This window comes from Streptomyces sp. NPDC048192, from assembly GCF_043202415.1.
Taxonomy (GTDB): Bacteria; Actinomycetota; Actinomycetes; order Streptomycetales; family Streptomycetaceae; genus Streptomyces.
In genome coordinates this window covers 87,464-100,528 of sequence record NZ_JBIDAL010000011.1, presented here as the reverse complement: position 1 = coordinate 100,528, position 13,065 = coordinate 87,464, and the positions used below count along the sequence as shown (strand labels likewise).

The 13,065-nt window shown below is 71.5% G+C and carries 16 protein-coding genes; 10 read left to right on the top strand and 6 right to left on the bottom strand.

The window, feature by feature from the left end; translation table 11 throughout:
• Positions 1–40 precede the first annotated feature (40 nt).
• Entirely contained in the window at positions 41–937 is an 897-nt protein-coding gene (locus ACGFZN_RS24515) for an NAD-dependent protein deacetylase (RefSeq protein WP_393860618.1), read from the top strand.
• A gap of 22 nt (positions 938–959) precedes the next feature.
• On the top strand, positions 960–1,508 hold the full coding sequence (locus tag ACGFZN_RS24510; RefSeq protein WP_393860617.1) for a DUF488 family protein: 549 nt from the start codon (positions 960–962) through the stop codon (positions 1,506–1,508).
• A 2-nt stretch (positions 1,509–1,510) separates the two neighbouring features.
• Here the strand turns inward: ACGFZN_RS24510 and ACGFZN_RS24505 are convergent, their stop codons facing one another.
• The 4 genes from ACGFZN_RS24505 to ACGFZN_RS24490 all read right to left on the bottom strand — a co-directional run bounded on the left by ACGFZN_RS24505 (position 1,511) and on the right by ACGFZN_RS24490 (position 5,078).
• Complete coding sequence (locus ACGFZN_RS24505) at positions 1,511–1,993, bottom strand: cupin domain-containing protein (RefSeq protein ID WP_393860616.1); 483 nt, start codon at positions 1,991–1,993, stop codon at positions 1,511–1,513.
• Between the two features lie 14 nt (positions 1,994–2,007).
• Positions 2,008–2,928, bottom strand: coding sequence for an NADP-dependent oxidoreductase (locus tag ACGFZN_RS24500; protein ID WP_393860615.1), 921 nt, complete (start codon positions 2,926–2,928; stop codon positions 2,008–2,010).
• A 237-nt stretch (positions 2,929–3,165) separates the two neighbouring features.
• The gene (locus ACGFZN_RS24495) at positions 3,166–4,068 is read right to left on the bottom strand and encodes an NADP-dependent oxidoreductase (RefSeq protein ID WP_393860614.1); all 903 of its coding nucleotides are present in this window, start codon (positions 4,066–4,068) and stop codon (positions 3,166–3,168) included.
• Between the two features lie 197 nt (positions 4,069–4,265).
• Positions 4,266–5,078 (bottom strand): helix-turn-helix transcriptional regulator, encoded by an 813-nt coding sequence (locus ACGFZN_RS24490; RefSeq protein ID WP_393860613.1) that lies wholly within the window; start codon positions 5,076–5,078, stop codon positions 4,266–4,268.
• Between the two features lie 171 nt (positions 5,079–5,249).
• On the opposite strand from ACGFZN_RS24490, the gene vdcB reads away from it, so the two are divergent.
• From vdcB to ACGFZN_RS24460, 6 genes are all read left to right on the top strand, one after another.
• Positions 5,250–5,843 carry a non-oxidative vanillic acid decarboxylases subunit B gene (vdcB, locus tag ACGFZN_RS24485; RefSeq protein ID WP_360158466.1) on the top strand — a complete coding sequence of 198 codons (594 nt, stop codon included), beginning with the start codon at positions 5,250–5,252 and terminating at the stop codon, positions 5,841–5,843.
• Positions 5,844–5,871: 28 nt separating this feature from the next.
• Entirely contained in the window at positions 5,872–7,299 is a 1,428-nt protein-coding gene (locus tag ACGFZN_RS24480) for a non-oxidative hydroxyarylic acid decarboxylases subunit C (RefSeq protein ID WP_393860612.1), read from the top strand.
• A 33-nt stretch (positions 7,300–7,332) separates the two neighbouring features.
• Positions 7,333–7,572, top strand: coding sequence for a non-oxidative hydroxyarylic acid decarboxylases subunit D (locus ACGFZN_RS24475; protein WP_393860611.1), 240 nt, complete (start codon positions 7,333–7,335; stop codon positions 7,570–7,572).
• A 133-nt stretch (positions 7,573–7,705) separates the two neighbouring features.
• Positions 7,706–8,062, top strand: coding sequence for a PRC-barrel domain-containing protein (locus tag ACGFZN_RS24470; protein WP_393860610.1), 357 nt, complete (start codon positions 7,706–7,708; stop codon positions 8,060–8,062).
• Between the two features lie 25 nt (positions 8,063–8,087).
• Positions 8,088–8,255: a hypothetical protein gene (locus tag ACGFZN_RS24465; RefSeq protein ID WP_393860609.1), complete on the top strand. Its 168-nt coding sequence runs from the start codon at positions 8,088–8,090 to the stop codon at positions 8,253–8,255.
• A gap of 150 nt (positions 8,256–8,405) precedes the next feature.
• Complete coding sequence (locus ACGFZN_RS24460) at positions 8,406–9,167, top strand: hypothetical protein (RefSeq protein ID WP_393860608.1); 762 nt, start codon at positions 8,406–8,408, stop codon at positions 9,165–9,167.
• A 139-nt stretch (positions 9,168–9,306) separates the two neighbouring features.
• Here ACGFZN_RS24460 and ACGFZN_RS24455 read toward each other — a convergent pair whose 3' ends face one another.
• The gene (locus tag ACGFZN_RS24455; RefSeq protein ID WP_393860607.1) at positions 9,307–9,786 is read right to left on the bottom strand and encodes a hypothetical protein; all 480 of its coding nucleotides are present in this window, start codon (positions 9,784–9,786) and stop codon (positions 9,307–9,309) included.
• A 156-nt stretch (positions 9,787–9,942) separates the two neighbouring features.
• Between ACGFZN_RS24455 and ACGFZN_RS24450 the strand changes: the two genes are divergently transcribed.
• Positions 9,943–10,638, top strand: a complete 696-nt coding sequence (locus ACGFZN_RS24450) for a glycerophosphodiester phosphodiesterase (protein WP_393860606.1) — start codon at positions 9,943–9,945, stop codon at positions 10,636–10,638.
• Between the two features lie 92 nt (positions 10,639–10,730).
• Here ACGFZN_RS24450 and ACGFZN_RS24445 read toward each other — a convergent pair whose 3' ends face one another.
• Entirely contained in the window at positions 10,731–11,567 is an 837-nt protein-coding gene (locus tag ACGFZN_RS24445) for a helix-turn-helix domain-containing protein (protein WP_393860605.1), read from the bottom strand.
• Positions 11,568–11,888: 321 nt separating this feature from the next.
• On the opposite strand from ACGFZN_RS24445, the gene ACGFZN_RS24440 reads away from it, so the two are divergent.
• Entirely contained in the window at positions 11,889–13,058 is a 1,170-nt protein-coding gene (locus ACGFZN_RS24440) for an MFS transporter (protein ID WP_393860604.1), read from the top strand.
• The last annotated feature ends 7 nt before the right edge of the window (positions 13,059–13,065 follow it).

The window sequence follows — 13,065 nt, the reverse complement described above, 5'->3', positions numbered from 1 at the left end:
GTACGGCGACTGGATTCGCGCTGTTCCGTACCCTGGGCGCATGCGCATGCGCCCCACCCTGAGCTGGACCCCTACGGAGGCCCTGCCACCGGGCACCACCGACCTGCAGCCGGTCGCCGATCTGCTGAGCACCGGCGGTGTCCTGGTCCTCAGCGGGGCGGGCATCTCCACGGAGTCGGGCATCCCCGACTACCGGGGCGAGGGCGGGAGCCTGGGCCGGCACACCCCGATGACGTACCAGGAGTTCACCGCCAGCGCCCAGGCCCGACGCCGGTACTGGGCGCGCAGCCATCTGGGCTGGCGCACCTTCGGCCGTGCCCGCCCCAACGCCGGGCATCGGGCGGTGGCCGCGTTCGGGCGGCACGGGCTGCTCTCGGGTGTGATCACCCAGAACGTCGACGGCCTGCACCAGGCCGCCGGCAGTGAGGGTGTCGTGGAGCTCCACGGAAGCCTGGCCCGGGTCGTGTGCCTCTCCTGCGGCGACGTCAGCCCCCGCCGTGAGCTCGCCGGGCGGCTGGAAGAGGCCAATGCGGGCTTCGAGCCGGTGGCCGCCGGGATCAACCCGGACGGTGACGCCGACCTCACCGACGAACAGGTCGGGGACTTCCGTGTGGTGGGCTGCACGATCTGCGGCGGCATCCTCAAACCGGACGTGGTCTTCTTCGGCGAGACCGTTCCGCCCCAGCGGGTCGAGCACTGCCGCGGGCTCGTCCGTGAGGCGGCGTCGCTGCTGGTCCTGGGTTCCTCGCTGACGGTGATGTCCGGGCTCCGGTTCGTCCGCCAGGCGGCCCAGGCCGACAAGCCGGTGGTGATCGTCAACCGGGACCCGACCCGGGGAGACCGGCATGCCCTCACCCGGGTCGCGCTCCCCCTCGGAACGGCCCTCACGAACGTGGCCGCCCGGCTGGGCATCACCGTCGACGGCCGAGATCAGTGACCGACCTGGGCGAGGCGGCAGGATGGCGAACCGTGTCTGCACCGTGGGGCACTCGACGCGCGACTTCGGCGAGATGCTGGAGATGCTGCGGAACAACGAGGTCACCTGCCTGGTCGACGTCCGTTCCTTCCCGTCGTCGCGGAAGTTCCCCCAGTGGAACCAAGCCGCGATCGTCGACGCGCTGCCTGCCGACATCGCCTACCGCTGGATTCCGAAGCTGGGCGGCCGGCGGCACACTCCGAAGGGCGTGCCGAGCGAGAACGGCGCATGGCGGGTCAAGGCCTTCCGTGACTACGCTGACTACATGGCCGGCGAGGAGTTCGCGGAGGGCCTTGGCGAGCTGATCGAGCTGGCCGAGCGGGAACGGCCGGCGATCATGTGCAGCGAGGCGGTTCCCTGGCGCTGCCATCGCAGGCTGATCACCGACGCGTTGATCACCGCGGGGGTGGAGGTCGCGCACATCATGTCGCCCACGACCACCAAACCCGCGGTCCTGGACCAGCACGCGCGGGTCCGGCACGGGCATCTGACCTACCCGCCCGGGCCCCCGCAGCCTCCGGCTCCCGGATGAGGCTACGACGCCCGGTCGTCGACCTTGAGCCGTGCTCCGGTGTCGGAGACGAAGACGACCAGGAGCTTGGCCGGTTCGGTCCGGCTGGTGTTCTCGGTGAGGACGTGGTGGGCGCCGGGCGGCTCGACCCAGTTGTCGCCCTGGTGGTAGGTGTGCACGGGCTTGTCCGCGAGCCGGCTGCGCACGGTGCCCTGAAGGACGTAGGCGTACACGAATGCCTGGCCGTGCCGGTGCGGCACCGCGCGTGCGTAGGGCGGGAAGTCGACGATCGCCGAGGTGAACGTCTTGCCCTTCACGTTCGGAAGGACCTGCTGGAGCAGCGGCTTGAGGGTTTCGGTGGGCCGTGTCGATGCCATGGCCGCGGGCGATGCCACGGCTGCGGTCGTCCCCTCTGTGTGGGCGGGCGGTCCCGAGGCCGAGCAGGCCGTGGCAGCGGCCATCGTGGTGGCGGCCAGCAAGCCGCCGGCGATCCGCATTCCGATCATGGTCGGTCTCCTGTTCAGTCTTCCGTGACGCGGATGATCGTCTTGCCCGGGGTGCGCGTGCCGGGGGCGAAGGCGGAGGGTGCTTCGGCGAGCGGGCGCACGGCGCCCACGACCGGCTTGAGCCGGCCGTCCCTCAGCCGCGCGGCGAGGTCGGTGAGCCGGGCGCGGTCGGGTTCGACGACGAAGAAGACGGCCCGCCCGTCCTTGGGCCGGACCTTGGGCGGCATGACGATGGTGACCAGCGTGCCCCCCGGGCGGACCAGCGCGGCCGAGCGGTCGAGGATGTCGCCGCCGATGACGTCGAACACGACGTCGGCCTCGCCGGCGTCCTCGAGCCGCTCGTTGTCCAGGTCGATGAAGGTGTCGACGCCGAGTTCGAGTGCCCTGTCCCGGTCGGAGGCCCGCCCGGTGCCGATGACGCGGGCGCCGGCCTCGCGGGCGAGCTGCACCGCGATCGAGCCGACGCCGCCCGCGGCACCGTGGATCAGGACGGTCTGGCCCGTGGTGAGGCGGCCGTGGTCGAACAGGCCCTGCCAGGCGGTCAGCCCCGAGATCGGCAGCGCGGCGGCCACGGCGTGGTCGATGCCCGCCGGGAGCGGGGCGAGGTTGCGGGCCTCCACCGCGACGTACTCGGCGAGCGTGCCGTTACGGGCCCAGTCAGCCAGGCCGAACACCCGCTGTCCGACACTCAGGCCGGTGGTGCCGTACCCCCGCTCCGCCACCACACCGGACAGCTCGTGCCCCGGCACGCTCGGCGTCCGGTCACGGCCGGCGCGATCCGTCCACGTGGCGGGCCAGTCCAGCTCCCCACGGGTGAACCCGGCGGCGTACACCCGCACGATGACGTCGTTCTCGGCCGCATGAGGGTAGGGCATGTCCGTCAGCGACATCCCGGCAAGACCCGCGTCGCGGTCCCGCACAGTAATGGCTTGCATAGAGGTCCTTACGGCGGAGGGGGATCCGAGCGCACCACCCGCGCGCGGGCAGGCTCGTACCGACTGCACGTGGATGTATGCCGTGCCGCACGCTCGATCTCACCTGACTCCGGCGTGTTCCTCCGCCGCCCGGAGTGCGTTTCCCCCCGGGCGACGGGCCGACCGCCCGCCCGTGACGGCTCGGACGCGTGCCGCAGCCGGCCCCTTCGGCCGTGAAGCAGCTCCTTGGAAGGCCGGTCAGTCCACGAGCAGCACGAGTTTGCCGCGCACGGTCCCGGATTCGCCGACGCGGTGGGCGCGGGCCACCTCGGTCAGCGGGAAGGTCTGGCCGACCGGGAGGGAGAATCGCCCCCGTTCGGCCATGTGGGCGACCTGAGCCAGGGCGTACGTGGCGCGGCCGGTGTCGCCGCGGCTGAAGCGGACGCCGGTCTCCTGCGCGCCGCGGAAGTCGGCGACCGTGATCACGTGGTCTGGCGCGCCCGCCAGCTCCACGAGTTCGGGAAGGACGCCGCTGCCGGCGACGTCGAGTGCGAGATCGACACCCGACGGCACGATGGCCCGCACGCGTTCCGGCATGCCGTCGCCGTACGCCACCGGCTCGGCCCCGAGTGCGCGGAGGGCGTCGTGCGTGCCCGGGCTGCCCGTGCCGATGACGCGCGCGCCGCGTTCCACGGCGAGTTGGACCGCGGCACTGCCGACACTGCCGGATGCCCCGTTGACGAGCAGGGTGCTGCCCGCGGTGACGCCGAGCTGGTCGAGCGAGCGCGCCGCGGTCTCGGCTGCCGCGGGGATCGCCGCGGACCTCGCCCAGTCGAGGGAGTCCGGGACCGGGGCCCAGTAGGACAGCACGGCCAGCTCCGCCTGGGCGGCTCCGTAGGGTGAGGCTCCGAAGACCCGGTCGCCGACCGTGACGCCCGAAACGCCCTCGCCGATCTCGTCGACGATGCCGGCGGCCTCGTAGCCCAGGGTCTGCGGCAGTTCCCGGTCCATCAGGCCCTGGCGCTTCTTCCAGTCGCTGGCGTTGATCCCGGCGGCCCGCACCCTGATCCGTATCTCTCCGGCGCCGGGACGGGGATCAGGGAGGTCGACGATCTCAAGGACCTCCGGGCCGCCGAACCGGCTGAACCGTGCCGCCCTCATCACGCACTCCTTCCGTGGAAGGAGTGGCGGATCGTCCGACACCGCGTGTGCGCGTGCTCCCTGTCCGGCTGTCCGCCCGGCCGCAGAGCACGTTTTTACTCCGATGTCTCCACCCTACGTCATGACCAGCCGGTGCCCGGCGGCCCGACGCGACCGCGCGGGCTCCTCCCGCGGCCCGCAGGTCCGCTGACGTGCCGTCACCTGATGTCCATGTCCGTGCCGCTCCGGAACGCCCCCGGCGTCACGCCCGTCCGCAGCCGGAAGAACTTGGTGAAGTCGCTGGCGTCGACGAAGCCGAGGCGGTCCGCGACCTCCTTCGCGGGCAGACCGCTGTGCCGCAGCAGCCGCTTGGCCTCCAGCAGCACCCGGTCGTCGATGTACTGCTTGGCCGTACGGCCCGTGGCGGAGGACGCGGCCCGGGTCAGCGTGCGCGGACTGTAGCCGAGTGCCGCCGCGTAGTCCTCGACGCGGCGGGTCACCGCGTGGTCCCGCTCCACCGCCGCGTGGAAACGGCGGAAGACCTCGGACGGGGCTGCGGGCCGCGGTGCCGGACCCCGGGCCTGCGCCAGACGCATCACGAGGACGGACACCAGGGCGCGCAGCACCTCGGCGTGTGTCTGCAGCGGCAGCGAGGCCTGCTGCCCGTACTCGTACCGGAGATGGTCCAGGGCCAGGCGCACGCCCTCCGCGTCCGGTCCCTCGGGGATGAGGGGACGCTGCTCGTACGGCGGATCCATGTGCGCCGCCGCCACGGTCGCGGGCGGCAGGAACCCCGCCTCGAACAGCACGATCACCCCGTCCGCCGCCGGCAGATCCGGGCCGAACCGCTGCACCTGCCCCGGCCGGATCCACAGCCACGATCCCGGCCGCAGCGCGTACTCGACGAAGTCCACCGCCATCAGCAGCGGCCGGTCGCGGGCGCCGATCAGCTGGTGAAAGGACGGGCGCAGCGGCGCGTACGGGTCGTTGCCGTGGCGGCGCGCCCGCTCGTACAGGTCCGCGAGCTCCATCACCTCCACCCCGGCCGATGCGCCGACGGTGGGGGTGTAAGCCAGGTCCCTGACGTCAGGATGCCGATCGTGTCCGTTTTTCCCCATCACTAGTCCCGAGCGTACCGCCGTCGCGGCCGGACCGCCTCGTAGCGTGAAAGCACAGGTCAGCAACGGATGAGGAGTGGTCCTGTGCGGTTGGTCGTGGGAATGACCGGGGCGACGGGCGCGCCGTTCGGTGTCCGGCTCCTGGAGAATCTGCGGGAGCTGCCGGACGTGGAGACGCATCTCGTCCTGTCCCGGTGGGCGCGCACGACGATCGAGCTGGAGACCGGTCTGTCCGTGGCGGAGGTGTCCGCCCTCGCGGACGTCACGCACCACCCCGACGACCAGGGCGCCACCATCTCCTCCGGCTCCTTCCGCACGGACGGCATGGTGATCGTGCCGTGTTCGATGAAGACCCTCGCCGGGATCAGGACCGGCTACGCGGAGGGCTTGGTCGCGCGCGCCGCCGATGTCGTACTGAAGGAGCGGCGCAGGCTCGTCCTCGTCCCGCGCGAGACCCCGCTGAGCGAGATCCACCTGCAGAACATGCTCGAACTCGCCCGCATGGGCGTGCAGTTGGTGCCGCCCATGCCCGCCTTCTACAACCATCCGCGCACCGTCGACGACATCGTCGACCACGTGGTGGCCCGCGTCCTCGACCAGTTCGAGCTGCCCGCGCCGGCCGCCAGGCGCTGGGCCGGAATGCGCGCGGCCCGCACCGCTTCCCGCGACGCCGCCTGACGTCCCCGACCCCGCAAAGGAGTTCCCTGTGGCTTATGACGATCTGCGCAGCTTCCTCGACACCCTGGACAAGGAGGGGCAGCTGCTGCGCATCACCGACGAGGTGCTGCCGGAGCCCGATCTCGCGGCCGCCGCCAACGCAACCGGCCGCATCGGCGAGAACGCGCCCGCCCTCTACTTCGACAACGTCAAGGGCTTCACCGACGCACGGATCGCGATGAACGTGCACGGCTCGTGGGCCAACCACGCGCTCGCGCTCGGCCTGCCGAGGAACACCCCGGTCAAGGAGCAGGTGGAGGAGTTCGCACGCCGCTGGGACGCCTTCCCCGTCGCGCCCGAGCGCCGCGAGGACGCCCCCTGGCGCGAGAACACCCAGGTGGGCGACGACGTCGACCTCTTCTCGGTGCTTCCGCTGTTCCGTCTCAACGACGGCGACGGCGGCTTCTACCTCGACAAGGCCGCCGTCGTCTCCCGCGACCCCGAGGATCCCGGCCACTTCGGCAAGCAGAACGTCGGCACGTACCGCATCCAGGTGATCGGCACCAACCGTCTGGCCTTCCAGCCGGTACCCATGCACGACGTCGCCCAGCACCTGCGCAAGGCCGAGGAGAAGGGCGAGGACCTGCCCATCGCCATCACCCTCGGCAACGACCCGGTGATGGCGATCGTCGCCGGGATGCCGATGGCCTACGACCACAGCGAGTACGAGATGGCCGGCGCACTGCGCGGGGCGCCCGCCCCGATCGCCACCGCACCGCTCACGGGCTTCGACGTGCCGTGGGGCAGCGAGGTCGTCATCGAAGGCGTCATCGAGTCGCGCAAGCGGCAGATCGAGGGCCCGTTCGGCGAGTTCACCGGCCACTATTCGGGCGGGCGCCGCATGCCGGTCATCCGGGTCGACCGCGTCTCGTTCCGTACGAACCCGGTCTTCGAGTCGCTCTACATCGGCATGCCGTGGACCGAGTGCGACTACCTCGTCGGCCCCAACACGTGCGTGCCGCTGCTGAAGCAGCTGCGCGCCGAGTTCCCCGAGGTGAAGGCCGTCAACGCCATGTACACGCACGGTCTGCTGGTGATCATCTCCACGGCCAAGCGGTACGGCGGCTTCGCCAAGGCCGTCGGCATGCGCGCCATGACGACACCGCACGGACTCGGCTACGTCGCTCAGGTGATCCTCGTCGACGAGGACGTGGACCCCTTCAACCTGCCGCAGGTGATGTGGGCGATGTCCGCCAAGGTCAACCCGAAGGACGACGTCGTCGTCATACCCAACCTGTCCGTCGTGGAGCTGGCCCCGGCGGCCCAGCCCGCCGGCATCACCAGCAAGATGATCATCGATGCGACGACGCCGGTGTCACCCGACAGCCGCGGCAACTTCTCCACGCCCGCCAAGGACCTGCCGGAGACCGCGCAGTGGGCGGCCCGGCTGCAGAGCATGCTCGCAGGCCGCGCCTGAACCACCTGACCGATCCCTTGAAAGGACGACCCCATGAGCCATCTGCCTGCCGAGTGCCCCCGCTGCGCCTTCGAGACGGTCACCCGGCTCGCCACCTCACCCGTCCCCGGAGTGTGGGACGTGCTCCAGTGCGGCCGCTGCCTGTACACCTGGCGTACGACCGAGCCCGCCCGCCGTACGCGGCGCGACGCCTACCCCGAGAACTTCAAGCTGACCCCGGCCGACATAGCGAACGCGATCGAGGTGCCGGACGTGCCGCCGCTTCTCAAGTAGGGGCGGGGCCGGTCGCCGCTCCGCCGGGCGGCGACGCCGTAGCGACAAAGAGTGACGGCTGCGTCACCCGGCGTTCGATAGCCGACCCTGTTAGGCGGGCTCTCACGGGGTACTCGCGGACGCGGAGGTCATCGTGTTCGAGGCAAGCGACATCCGTGAATGGCGTGGCCATGATGTGGTCGATCCCGGTCGCCACAGGATCGGCGCCCTTGAGGCGGTCTACGTGGACACCGCGACGGACAAGCCGATCTTCGCGACGGTCACGGCCGGCCTGCCCACTCGCCGCCGGCTGGTGTTCGTGCCGCTCGTGGGAGCGACCGTCGGCCCGGGCTACGTGAAGGTGGCCTACGACAAAGGCCTGGTCAAGAAGGCCCCCGCGATAGACACGGACGGCGAGCTCCCGGCCTCCGCCGAGTCGGGTGTCTTCGCCCACTACTCGCTCGATTACGCCCCGGGTGCGGGCGGCGAACGCCGCCTGGCCCGGCGCTGAACCACCGAGGCCACCGGGAGAGTCGATGGTCCTGTTTCTGCTCCTGATCCTCGCAGCCGTCGTGCTGGGCATCATCGGTTTCGCCGCGCACGGCCTGTTCTACCTGCTGATCATCGGTGCCGTCGTGCTCCTCGCCGATCTCGTTTTCGGCGCGCTCCGCTTTCGGCACCGAGGACACCGCATAGCACGCTGACTCGTTCGGGCGTCGTCCTGAGTCTCTGACACCTGGTTGGCTCACAGCCTCACACCCTGGACACGCCTGAAATGCCGGTTATGGGCACTCTCGGTACGTTCATCGCAGGTCGGTTGTCCGGCCAACGCGCATCAGAAAGAGAGAGTGCCCATGCCCTCGCGTGCTTTCGTGGTCGGTGCCGGAATAGGCGCGACCGTCCTTGCAGCTGCCGGCATCACCTATGCCTCGCCCGTCGAGTCCACGCCGGCCTCCCCCACCCTCCACCGGGCAACCCAGCCTCTGCACCACTCCGCCCAGTCGGCGCATCACGCCACCCTGCCTGTGCAACTCACCGCATTCGCAGCCTCCGCCTCTTCCGCCACGGCACCTTCGGGCGTCAAGACCGGGGACGGAGGCGGCAACCAGGGCCGCGACGGCGACGGTGGACGCGACGACGGTGGACGCCGCGGTGACGGGGGACGCCATGACGACGGTGGACGCCGCGGTGACGGTGGACGCCATGACGGCGGTGGCCGCTACGACGGCGGACGTCACGGTGACGATGGACGCTACGGCTATGGCTTCGGCGGCCGCGGTCGCGGCCACGGGAGAGTCGGAAGGATCTTCGTCAACGAACGTTCGTACCCGGCCTTCGCGGAAGGCTGCATCACCGTGGCCAGCGGACTGGGCGCGCACAGCTTCAACGTTCTCAACGAAAGCTGGAAGACCGTCGAAGTCTTCCGGGGCTTCAACTGCGACGGCGGTCCTCCGGTCGCCACCGTGGGCCCCCGCAGTGAGAGCTTCGGCGTGGTGCCTCATGGCCATGACGGCGACGGCGACGGCGAGTTCGGATCGCACGGCGATGGCGGATTCGGTCACCGCGGCGTCGTGGGCAGCTTCCGGGTGGTCTGCGGCCACGGCGGATGGTGGTGACGGCATCCGCCGACGCGCAGGAAGGCCCCTGGACCGATCCCGGTCCGGGGCCTTCCCCGTCCGCCCCCGGCAGCGGCCGCACACGCCGCACCCCTCGCCGCCAAGCACCAAGTTCCTTGCTCGGCGGGGCCGGTGACGCTCACTCGATGCTCAGGGGGCCGATTCCCAGGTCTTCACGCATGAGGCGACGCATCTGAGCCATGGCCGTGCGCCGGCGCGCTATCAGGGGCGCCGACTCGGCGGAATCGACGGCCACCCCCCGGGCGTAGGCGTCGCGTATCGCCCGCATGCTGTGGAACGCCTCGTTCCCCGCGGCCACCACCTGCGGCGGGCCCACGAGCCACAGGCGTTCGCTCGCCGTGTAGATGCCCGTGCCGCGGACGGCTTCCCGCACCGCCGCATCACGTGCCGACTCGGACATGTGATCGCCCAAGGCGACCGCCCGCATCTCCTCACCCGCGGTTTTGAGGGCGGAGACGAACTCCGTGTACACCTCGCGCCGGACTTCCAGCGCGTGTCTGGCCTCCTCCCGTTTCCAACGGTTGCGATCGGCGATCACCGTGGCCGCGATACCGATGACGGCACCGGCCAGCGTGGAGAGCAAGGGCATCCAGTCCATGTGCCGAGCTTGTCCGACCTCACCGCGTCGGCACCAGTGGCTCCGCGGACGACCCCGTTAGGCTTGGGTTCTCCGACGAGCGGTCGCATGTCGGCCGGCGGCGTTACGGCGCTCGTGCGGCTGCCCCGAACCATCAACATCCAAGGACGGCAACGAGTGTCCTTCTTCACCATCGGCCACCGCGGCGTCATGGCCGCCGAGCCGGAGAACACCCTGCGCTCCTTCCTGCGGGCCGAACGCGAGGGGCTGGACGGCATCGAACTGGACCTGCACCTGAGCAGGGACGGCGAGCTGGTCGTCATGCACGACGAGACCCTGGACCGCACGACGGACGGCTCCGGTCCCATCGCCGACCAGGAGTTGCGGCAGCTGAAGAAGCTCGACGCAGGCCTCGGCGAGCGGATCCCCACGTTCGAAGAGGTACTGGACGCCGTCGGGCCGACGCTGCCGATCCAGGCCGAGATCAAGGACGTGGCCGCCGCCCGGACGCTGGCCAAGGTGCTCACCGGCCGCGACCTGCTGCACCGGGTCTCGGTGCTGTCGTTCCACGACGCGGCCCTGACCGAGATCCACACACTGCTGCCGCAGGCCCGCACCGTGCTGGTGGCAGGCCCCAGCGCACACCGCGACACCTTCGTCGGCCGCGCGCAGAAGGTCGGCGCCACCTTGGTCAGCGTGGAACTGCGCCAGCTGAACCTGGCCATCGTGGAGAAGTGCGGCGCCGCCGGCATCGACGTGATGGCCTGGACCGTCAACGACGAGCGCGACCTGACGCTGGCCCGGACGCTCGGCCTGGTGGGCTGCGTGACCGACCGGCCCGACATGAAGCGCCTGGTCGAGGCCACGGCCTGACGTCGCTCGGCCCGGCCCGCTCGACGCCCCTGGCCCCGGCGCGGTCGACGCGTCTGCGGGTCCGTGTCCTCGTACGAGCAGGCCCGCGGGGCTCATTCGTCTGCCTGCATGCGGCGCAGGGCGTCCTCGGAGTCCCGGTCGTCGGGCAGGTAGGCGAGGAAGTGGTGACCGGGCTCGTCCACGGCGGCCAGCTTGACGTACCGCAGGCGCAGTTCGCCGACGGCCGGATGCCGGAAACGGCGGACCGAGGGCTGGAATCCGGCCGTCTCCCGGCGTTCGTACCAGCGGGCCGCGTCGTCGTCGGACAGCAGCTCGCCGACGAGTTCGGCGAACCGCGGATCGTTGGGCCGGCGAGCCGCCCGGGACCTGAACTGCCCGAGCAGGGCGCGGGCCTCGTGTTCCCAGTCGGCGAGCAGGGTGCGGGCCGGCGGCCAGCGGAACACCAGCCAGAGGAGGTTGCGCTGCTTGGGGTGAAGCCGAGCCGGATCGGTCAGCAGCGCGGCGTACCCGGCGTTCCAGGCCAGCAGGTCCCAGTGCGGGTCGAGCACCACCGCGGGGTGCGGTGTCATGGCCTGCACCAGCGTGAGCAGGTTGCGGGACACCCAGGTGGGCGCGTCGGCGGGCGGCCTGCTCTCCTCCACGAAGGACAGCACGTGCGCGGTCTCCGCGGCGTCCAGCCGCAGCACCCGCGACACCGCGCGCAGCACCTGCTCCGAGGTGCGCACCCGGCCCTGCTCCAGCCACGTGTACCAGGAGACGCTGATACCGGCGAGTTCCGCGACCTCGGCCCGCCGCAGCCCCGGTGTCCGGCGGCCCGGGGCGTACGGCAGGCCCACGTCCTTCGGCGTCAGCCGTTCACGACGGGACCGTAAAAAGGCCCCCAGTTCGCGGCGGGGGGACTCGCCCGGCGGCGTGGGTGCGGCACTCACCGGCCACCGCGCGCGGAGGCCCGACTCCGCGCCGCCCCGGGCCGCAGTGGGGGGTGCGCAGGTGTCGGGGGCGACAGCCTGCCGCGCGTCATGGTGCCTCTCCTCCGCAGGGCGGGCGTCCGCCCGGCCGCGGGCGCCCTCTTGTGATGCTGCCGTCACCAGGCGCGATGCCGAACCGGCAGGCTGTGAGTGATGGTAATAGCCAGCGGTCTCCGCCCTGAGGGCCCCGGTGCTGAACTGGTCGGGGACCCTGTCCACTTCGGATCGGTCGTCTCTGCCACCCGTTCTTCTCGAACCCTCTCGGAAGGGAGCGTCCGCCCCGTGACCACCACCGCGCCGGCACCGGTGGCGACCTTGCCGGCCTCCGCCTTGCGGCTGCTGCGCACCGCCGGCTTCGTCAGCAACTTCGACCGCTTCTGCATCGCGCCCATGCTGGTTCTCATCGGTCCCCGGCTCGGCGCCCCGCTCCCCACCGTGGTGCTGGCCGCGAGCGGCTACTACCTCACCTACGGGCTGATGCAGCCGGTGTGGGGGGTGGCCAGCGACCGGTGGGGCCGCGTGTGGGTGATGCGGGTGTCCCTCACCGGCGCAGCCCTGGCCGCCCTGGCCTCGGCCCTGGCTCCGAACGCTCCCGTGCTGATCGGGGCCCGCGCCCTGGCCGGCGCGTTCTTCGCCGCCTCCATCGCCGCGTCCTTGACGTACGTGGGCGACACGGTGCCCGCCGCCGTCCGGCAGCGCCCCCTCAGCGAGCTGATGACCGCGTTCGCGCTGGGCACCGCCGTGGCCACGGTCGTCGCGGGAGCGCTGGCGCACTACCTCACGTGGCGGCTGGTGTTCGCGCTGCCCGGCGTCCTCGCCGCCTGCCTGGCCGTGGCCCTGCGCCGCCTGCCCGAGCCCGAGCGGACGCCTTCCGGGTCGCTGCCGGCCCCCTTCCGCGTGGTCCTGTCCTCGCCCTGGCAGTGGTACGTCATGGCGGTGGCGATGCTGGAAGGGGCGGTGCTCCTCGGCTTCCTGACCTATCTGGCCCCGGCACTGGAGGCGCGCGGAGTTCCCACCACCCTGGCCGGTGCGGTCGCGGCTCTGCACGGGGTCGGTTCCATGGCGGCGGCCCAGGTGGTCAAGCGGCTCGTCGGGCAGTGGTCTCCAGCGGGCCTGATCGTCGCGGGCGGGGCGCAGATGGCTGCGGCGTACCTGCTGGCCGGATACAGCCAGTCCAGCGGGGCGCTCGTCGTGGTCGCCCTGCTCCTCGGGGGCGGCTGGTCCTTCATGCACTCCACGATCCAGTCGTGGGCGACGGCGCTCTCCCCGTCGGCCCGGGCGACGGGCGTGGCCATGTTCGGCGTCGCCCTGTACGTGGGCAGCGCCGTGGCCAGCGGGCTGGCCGCCTCCACCGCCCAGGCGCACGACTACCGGCCCCTGTTCTGGCTGGCGGCGCTCCTGACCGTGCCCCTGACGGTGGCGGCGGCCCTGGGCCGGGCTCGCTATCGCTGAGTGCCTG